9 protein-coding genes are annotated in these 7334 nt (G+C 61.8%); 4 read left to right on the top strand and 5 right to left on the bottom strand.

Annotation, left to right across the window (positions count from 1 at the left end):
- Both DRB06_RS06025 and DRB06_RS06020 read left to right on the top strand, forming a co-directional pair.
- Nucleotides 1-887, top strand: an 887-nt coding sequence (locus tag DRB06_RS06025; protein WP_181575206.1) for a hypothetical protein, incomplete at its 5' end; no start/stop codon positions are given.
- 197 nt (nt 888-1084) lie between these two features.
- A complete protein-coding gene (locus DRB06_RS06020) occupies nt 1085-2485 on the top strand; it encodes an ATP-binding protein (protein ID WP_111819393.1) in 1401 nt (466 codons plus the stop codon).
- Between the two features lie 158 nt (nt 2486-2643).
- Here the strand turns inward: DRB06_RS06020 and DRB06_RS06015 are convergent, their stop codons facing one another.
- Together DRB06_RS06015 and DRB06_RS16060 are read right to left on the bottom strand one after the other, a co-directional pair.
- Nucleotides 2644-2925, bottom strand: a complete 282-nt coding sequence (locus DRB06_RS06015) for an addiction module antidote protein (RefSeq protein WP_111819392.1) — start codon at nt 2923-2925, stop codon at nt 2644-2646.
- A gap of 291 nt (nt 2926-3216) precedes the next feature.
- The gene (locus tag DRB06_RS16060) at nt 3217-3393 is read right to left on the bottom strand and encodes a hypothetical protein (protein ID WP_181575205.1); all 177 of its coding nucleotides are present in this window, start codon (nt 3391-3393) and stop codon (nt 3217-3219) included.
- A gap of 85 nt (nt 3394-3478) precedes the next feature.
- On the opposite strand from DRB06_RS16060, the gene DRB06_RS06010 reads away from it, so the two are divergent.
- A complete protein-coding gene (locus DRB06_RS06010; protein ID WP_111819391.1) occupies nt 3479-3973 on the top strand; it encodes a helix-turn-helix domain-containing protein in 495 nt (164 codons plus the stop codon).
- 25 nt (nt 3974-3998) lie between these two features.
- Nucleotides 3999-4562, top strand: a complete 564-nt coding sequence (locus tag DRB06_RS06005; protein WP_258522161.1) for a PIN domain-containing protein — start codon at nt 3999-4001, stop codon at nt 4560-4562.
- Nucleotides 4563-4615: 53 nt separating this feature from the next.
- Here DRB06_RS06005 and DRB06_RS06000 read toward each other — a convergent pair whose 3' ends face one another.
- From DRB06_RS06000 to DRB06_RS16055, 3 genes are all read right to left on the bottom strand, one after another.
- Nucleotides 4616-5269: a 5' nucleotidase, NT5C type gene (locus DRB06_RS06000; protein WP_181575204.1), complete on the bottom strand. Its 654-nt coding sequence runs from the start codon at nt 5267-5269 to the stop codon at nt 4616-4618.
- Nucleotides 5259-7127, bottom strand: coding sequence for a hypothetical protein (locus DRB06_RS15790; protein ID WP_146750813.1), 1869 nt, complete (start codon nt 7125-7127; stop codon nt 5259-5261). The genes DRB06_RS06000 and DRB06_RS15790 overlap by 11 nt, the downstream gene beginning before the upstream one ends.
- Nucleotides 7124-7334, bottom strand: a 211-nt coding sequence (locus DRB06_RS16055) for a hypothetical protein (RefSeq protein WP_258522158.1), incomplete at its 5' end; no start/stop codon positions are given. The genes DRB06_RS15790 and DRB06_RS16055, both read right to left, overlap by 4 nt.

Here is a 7334-nt window from a genome sequence, read left to right as displayed (position 1 = left end):
GGCGTGCGGCGGCCAAGGCGGAGGCGGCCGCCGACGCCGAGGGGAAAGACCCGGACTTCGAGCTGAAGCAGATGCTGCTGGAGCTTGCCGATCACGACGGCGACGTCGACCGCGCCGTCCAGCTGCTGAGCCTGGGCGAGCACGTCCAGTACGGGGCGATCGTTGAGCGGCTGCTTGCGGCGGATCGTCGTCGGGAGGCGATGGCCTACCTGGACCGGGCGGTAGCCGAGGGGCGTGTGTCCACCAGCAACCTGGACTACTGGCGCAGGCGGGGCGGCGGCTACTGGATCGATCCGCTGCGTGCGGCCGAGCTGTACCGCGAAGACGGGCGCGACGACGATGCGCTGGAAATGGCCCGTGCCCTGTTCCGTCGCGCGCCCACCCCGGAGATGCTCGACGTCCTCACCGCCGTCGGTGCCTGGACGGGCCGTGGGAATGCGGAGCGGGATGAGGCGCTGGCCTGGGCCGAGCAGCAGTCCTGGCGCAGCGGCGACCCGATGATCGAGCTGGCACTGCATGTGGGTGACGTCGAGCGGGCCTGGGCCGCCGCCGACCGCTGGGGCGTCGGCTACGCCTGGCGGCAGCTCGCCGACGTCAGCCCGCAGCCGCGTCCGGACGACGCCGTCGCCCTGTACCGCCAGGCCATCGAGGAGACGCTCATTCCGGTCGGGCGGAAGGCAGCCCGCGAGGCGGCGGCGCTCGCCACCCACATGATGGCGCTGGCCGCGGCCGCCGACGGCGTGGCAGGCGGCGGGGTGACGCAGCCCTATGACTCCGCTCCGGAGGGCAGCCGCGTGGCGGGCTGCCGCGCTTGGCTCGCCGATCTGCGCGAGCAGTACCGGCGCCGCCCCACCGTCCGCGAGGAGCTCGACCGGGTCGGGCTGTGAGGACGGGGCGGATCGGAGTGTTCCGTGCACTGCCTTTACGGAGGGGGCGTCACTGCTATTACGTACTCTCACGCCCGGCGTTAGAGCGCGTAAGAGTGGCTCCGGCCGGCGTGGCAAAACACCGCGATGCCGCCGAAAGCGGGATGGGTAACGAGGCCTTGAGCTCTTAACTACTCTAATAATGTTAGAGTAACAGCATGTTGTCCGCGGAGGTCGATCAGGCATTGAACCTGACGCCTGATGAGACGGTTGCGCGCCTACTGGCGTTGCCCGAGGACCAGTGGTTCGAGCGTAAGTCTGGCACGATCAGGCCCTTGGACTTTGCGGTCCCGCTAGTTGCGATGGCCAACGCCGAGGGCGGAGTGGTGGTTGCCGGTCTTCATGACGGGCGAGTGGTGCCCGTGGACGACAGAGCCGCTAACGCGCTCAGGCAGGTTCCCGCTGATTTCACGACGCCGTGTGTGCGTGTGGAAGTGACCGAGGTGCTTTCGAGCGAGGGGCGCATTCTCGTTTTCCACGTTCCGCCCGGCGAGCACGTGCATGAGATGAAGCGGGGGTACTGCTACCAGCGCATCGGGGACGAGTCCCGGAGGCTTACGTACGCGCAGCGGCAGGAGTTGGAGTGGGATCGTGGCGCTGCCAGCTTCGATGGCACGCCGGTACGGGACGTTACCGTCGCGGATCTGGACGGTGCGCAGCTCTCTGAGTACCAGCGGACTTTGGGTTCTTCGTCGCCCGAGTTGGCTCTTCGAGCACGCGACCTGCTCACGAGGGATGGCGCTGTTTCCGTTGCCGGATACCTACTGTTCGCGTCCCGGCCCCAGATGCTGTTTCCCAACGCGCACGTCCGCGTCTTGAAATACCAGCAGAACGAGCGGGGAGCCGGACGCACGCTCAACCTTGAGGATGATGCCGACATCCGCTGCGAGGGGTCGATACCCGAACAGATTGCCCGAGCGACCGCGGCTATCGAGGCGCTGGCTCCGCGCCGTCGCGCGCTTACCGACTCCGGGCGATTCGAGGGTGTATCCACGATCCCTAAGGATGTTTGGCTCGAGGGTCTGGTCAACGCCGTCGTGCATCGGTCCTACAGCATTGGTGGGGACCACGTGCGGGTTGAGATCTTTCCGAACCGGATCGAGGTCACCAGTCCGGGCAGGTTCCCGGGGCTGGTGAATCCCGCTGATCCGGCCTCGATCAGCCGCAATGCGCGTAATCCCCGCATCGCGCGGGTGTGTGCCGACCTGGGGGTGACGCAGGAGCTTGGTGAGGGCATCCGGCGCATGTTTGCTGAGATGCGGCGGGCCGGGCTGTCCGATCCGAAGTACGTCCAGGGGCAGGAGGCGGTACGCCTGACGCTTATGGCGACTATGGCTCCTTCCGGTCGGGTCGCGCGTGAGATCGGTCCGAATACGATGAGGATTCTTGATGCGCTGCGTTTGGCCCAACGTCCGCTGAGTACCGGGCAGCTGGTTGAGTTGGTCGGCATGGCCAGGCCGACCGTGCTGCGCCATTTGAACGCTCTTCGCGATGCCGAGTTGGTTGTGTGGGAGGGCGAGAGCCGTCGGGATCCCCGGGCCACCTGGCGGGCGGTCTGAGGTGCGAGGTCGGTCTTCGCGCGGCGGGCGTTGTGCGTTGCCCACCGGCCTGCACGAGCGGTATCGGTGCCGCCCCGCCGTCCGTGAGGAGCGCGACCGGGTCGGGGCGTGAGGGCGGAGCCGTGGAGACGGGCTGTTAGACCTTCGCCGTGCCGGGACTATGCCGCGGTGGTGATGGTGATGCGACCGCCCAGGGCGCGTAACACTCTGGCGACCGTTTGGAAGGATGGATTGCCAGTGTCGGATAGGGATTTGTACAGGGACTCGCGTCCGACGCCGACCTGCTCTGCTATCCCGCTCATGCCCTTGGCGCGGGCGATATCGCCGAGGGCTGCTTGAAGCAACTTGGGATCGTCCTGCGCGGCGGCCTCGTTCAGGTAGGCGATGATCGCGTCGTCATCGTCCAGGTAGTCGGCCGCGTCCCAGCGTATGAGGCTCATGTCCAGTCTCCTGTTCTCCTGAGGTCCTCGCGTATCGTGCGTGCCTTGCTGATGTCGGTGCGCTGGGTTCCTTTGCTGCCCCCGAGGAGCAGACCGTATCCTCTGGGATACGGTATGTCATGTCGCCTCCTCTCGATTCGCATCGCGGCCACAGTAGGTCTCGTCTCTGACGTGAATTAGACCGGGATCGCCGTTGCGCTCGTGCCGAGCCGTCGGGAGGGCGTATTCGTCGGCGTGGCCAGAGGCCTGGCTGGGGCGATCGACGGCGACGGAAGCGTTGGCGCCTGGTATTCACGCCGCTCCGCGCACGCCTTCCAGCAGGGGGCTGGCCTGGCCGAACCAGGAGATGGCCAGTTGGTCGCGGGCGCGCGTGGCGGCCACGTACAGCAGCGAGCGTTCGCGCAGCGGGGCGTTGTCGTGGTCGGCGGAGTGCGCCTCTTTGCAGCGGTAACTCCGGGCAAGCTTCACCAGGCCGTCGTGCGGAGGTGGCTCTGTTGACCAGAGGGGCGCGCTAGTTATTTCGTTTTTTTCGAACTGCTGCTACGATTGCCGCATGGCTGCCACAGCTGCGCAGATGCAGACGACCCTGCCGCCCGAGGACCTTGAGGCGATGCTGGATCTGTCCCGCTTTCTGGGGCAGGTTGCGGAACCGGCTGCGCTCGTCGGGCCGGACGGCCAGACCGTAGGTCTCCCGGCGGAGGTGCATCGGGTGCTTATGGACGTCGTGCGCGCCATGTCGCAGGGCAGGGCGATCACGGTGGCGCCGGTGGATCAGGTACTGACGACCCAGGAGGCTGCGGATTTCCTCGGAATTAGCCGCCCCACCCTGGTCAAGCTTCTGGAGTCCGGCCGGATCCCTTACGAGCGTCCCGCGGCGGGTAGGCACCGCCGGGTCCGGCTCGCAGACATCGTCGCGTACCAGCAGCAGTCCGCTCAGGAACGCAGCGGCACTCTGGATGCCATGACTCGTGAGGCCGTCGACCTCGGCCTGTACGAGGACACCGCCGCTGACTACACGGCCGCTCTGCGTCGCGCGCGCAAGGGATGAAGCTTCCGTGACGCGTTTCTCTGCGATGCTGGACGCCTGTGTACTCGTCCCCGTGACGCTTGCTGACACACTGCTGAGGATCGCCGAAGCCGGCCTCTATCGTGCTCTATGGAGCGCACAAATACTTGATGAGACAGTGCGAGCGATCGAGGGTGTCCATCCTGACCTGCCGGTCGGCGCCGCCCGACGCCGCGCCGCAGCTATGGACACCGCCTTTCCCGACGCTTGCGTGACCGGGTGGGAGCACCTCGTGGCTGCAATCGACCTTCCCGATCCTGACGACCGGCATGTCATCGCGGCAGCCGTTACCGGACGCGCCGACGTGATTGTGACGGCGAACCTCAAGGACTATCCGGCCGACGTGCTCGCGTCGTACGATCTTGAGGTCCAAAGTCCCGATGTTTTCCTCCTTCATCAACTTGATCTAGAGCCGGCCAACGTGATGACCGCGCTGAGTCGCCAGGCACGTTCTACGCGCAAGCCTCCTTGGACGCTCAATGAGTTGATAGATCATCTTGCCCGCTGCGGCGTTCCGGAATTCGCGCAGGCTGCGAGGGCGCAGAAGTGGCGGGCGGAATATCTGACATGATCGGAAATATTATGGCCTGGAATAATCAGACCTGGAACACGATGTGATCCGGATTAGGATCCATCCTCCTCAGTCAGATGCTTGGCAATTGCTGTCGTAAGTTCATCCCATGAGTGTGCTCGGGGAAAGCCAGTTAGCGACCGATTGTATGTGCGGTCCATGATGACAGTTTGTTGGCCAGCGCTGCTCAGACTAATTGCTACTGAGGGTGAGTCCTCGATATGCAGATTCGCGTCCAAAGTATCCTTCGGGCCCACAAAGCATAGAGACATGTAAGGCAGGTGGTGGTCGTCCAGCCAGGCGGCTGTGTCTGAAACCACGGTCTTATGCAAGCCGGACGAGATGAGTCTGTGGGTCGCAATACGAATATGGAAGCCGCATTCGCTTAGATAATTAAGAGCCTCCGCTGTTCCGGGAATGATAGGAATCGTTCTGTAGAGGTGGTCTTCGACCGCTTCCGTATGCAGGCGCATGAATGTCTTATGGTCTCTGATGGGCCAGCCGGTCGCAGTCATCAGGTTGTAGGAATCTGGCTCTGGAATCGATTCCTCGGGGAGATTGAAGTGCCGGGAGCAGATGGTCCTCATGGCGGCGACGTAGTCGGCACACACACCATCCAAATCGATGTCGATGATCGCGTGGCCTGAACCATGCGCAGCTCGAAGCGAGTCTTTGAACACAATCGTATTCGGAGTATCAACAGTCATGGTTATCCTGAAGTTGGGGACCGTGATCGCTAGGCCAGATGTGCACAAATACATCCCTGACGCAATCAAGGGCCTTTTTTGCCTCGAGCTCTGGAAGTTTGGGCACGCATTCAAAGGCTGCAACTTCTGCAGCGTCACCGCTGTCTTGACGTGATGGGAATGATGAAGGCTCTGCGGGAGCAAGAACACTTCCTCCGATACGAGTTTCCATTGTCTTCTTGCAACTTTCGCGTTTGCGTATCCAACAACACGCTTGTAGCGTTATACAGAGGCAGGCCAGCGTGCACATCGCACTAATGAGTATTGGGAGAAACGTCGGCCATGCATTGAGCTCGGTCAGGTTCGGCGGTCCAGACCTCTCGAATTCTCCATCGCGGCCAACGAAAACGGGAAACAGCAGGAGGTCGATGCTGACCGTAAGAACAAGGAGAGTGATCTTGCGGGAAAGAGGTTTATTGACGCTTTGCGACAGACGGTGTCCTCCGATTTTGAGGAGCGTTGACAGCCACAGAGCGAACACGAGGGTGAGAATCGTGAGAGTATTGCCTGTAGTGAGTAATTCTGGGAGTGGCTCTGGCCGGAAGACTGTGACCCATAATGTAAAGGCGCAAGTCAAAAAGGCAAGTATTCCTCCGATGCACACATGTATGAGTGGCTGCCGTTCACACCACATGTCAAGCATGAGTTTGGTGAGCGGGCTCGGGTCGGTGCTATCCATGTGAAGGTGGAGGTGACGCTCCACTGCCATTATGCTCAACGATGCGTCGGGATTAGGGCCTATTGTCTGCGCCTCTAACCCTAGGATTTCGGTTCCTTCGGCTGGAAGCAAGTCGATGTGAGTGGAACTCGCTGCCCGAGTAGGGATGTAGATTGGATATTGACTGAGATTAGGAGCGGAGGTGTGGCGCCTATTTTGGAGCTCTCTTGGAAGGGCAATGTCGAAAGATACCTTCACGACAGTGCGGGATTTGACGGCGCTCCGTGGCAAGAGGACCGCGAAGGTGTAGTTTGAGGACACGGTCGAGAGCAGCAGGAGCAGTGATGTTAGGATATCGCGGTTGCTAGGAGCGTGGTCTGCGTCCGGTTTTGCCGGTTGATCTTGAACGGTGTGCTCCGCACGTATTTGGGCGTCGATGTAGGTGTGGAGTTGAGTTAGTTGAAGGTTCTTCGTGTCGGTTGCGGAATGACTATGTCTGTTGGCGAGAAAGGAAAGTTCATCTCCAAAGTACTGTTCTCGACATGCATTGAGGGTTGAGGGTGTGTCGGGCTCAGAATCGGTGTGGTGAGCTTTGCTGTAGACAACTTTTTTGAGATCGTCTACTAATAAATCCGGGTCTGCCGTCCTCGGGATCTTAGGGAGATGCTTGATGAGCCATCGGAGCGCAGCGATCGTGATGCGTCCGTTCTCGTCCGCTCCAACCGCAGGAAGGGCGGCTCCTGTGGCGTCCCTGACATCAAGACCGACGAGCGCTCCTTTCCTCATGTATGTTAGAGGGACAACGACCATGTTGGAGTCGCCGCTGGCGCCGATTTCGGTGGCGGAGATCGTAAGGCTTTCTGGAATAAAGAGGTCGAAGCTGATGTGGTGTCGCGTCTGGCCTTCGGGAAGAAATTGAATAGACTCTACCCTCCTCTTTATCCACAATTTATGGTTTAAGACTAGTACAGCGGCTCGCTTTCCGAGAGGTATGGTCTGGCCGCAAGTGCTTTCTGACGGTCCTTCTGATGGTGTCGATGCTGTGAGCAGGTTGGGCGTCGGTGCTGCTACCGTGAGGCGGTTGCCTAGTTGCGTGACGTGGTCATTGTCGCGTTGATGGAATTGCCGCATGATATGCGCTGCGAGTTCGAGCATTCTCATTTGTGGTTGTCTCCGTGTTCCGTCCGTCCTGAGGCGTGGGCTACCCCTTCCAGCAGGGGGCTGGCCTGGCCGGACCAGGAGATGGCCAGTTGGTCGCGGGCGCGCGTGGCGGCCACATACAGCAGCGAGCGCTCGCGCAACAGGGCGTCGTCGTGGTCGGCCTCGGAGTACTCCTGCTCCCGCAGGGACCGGGGGATCGCCTCCACG

It is taken from the genome of Actinomyces sp. Z5 (assembly GCF_003287795.1).
Classification (GTDB): domain Bacteria; phylum Actinomycetota; class Actinomycetes; order Actinomycetales; family Actinomycetaceae; genus Actinomyces; species Actinomyces glycerinitolerans.
The sequence above is the reverse complement of the archived record's forward strand: the minus strand, read 5'-3'. Positions and strand labels throughout refer to the sequence as shown.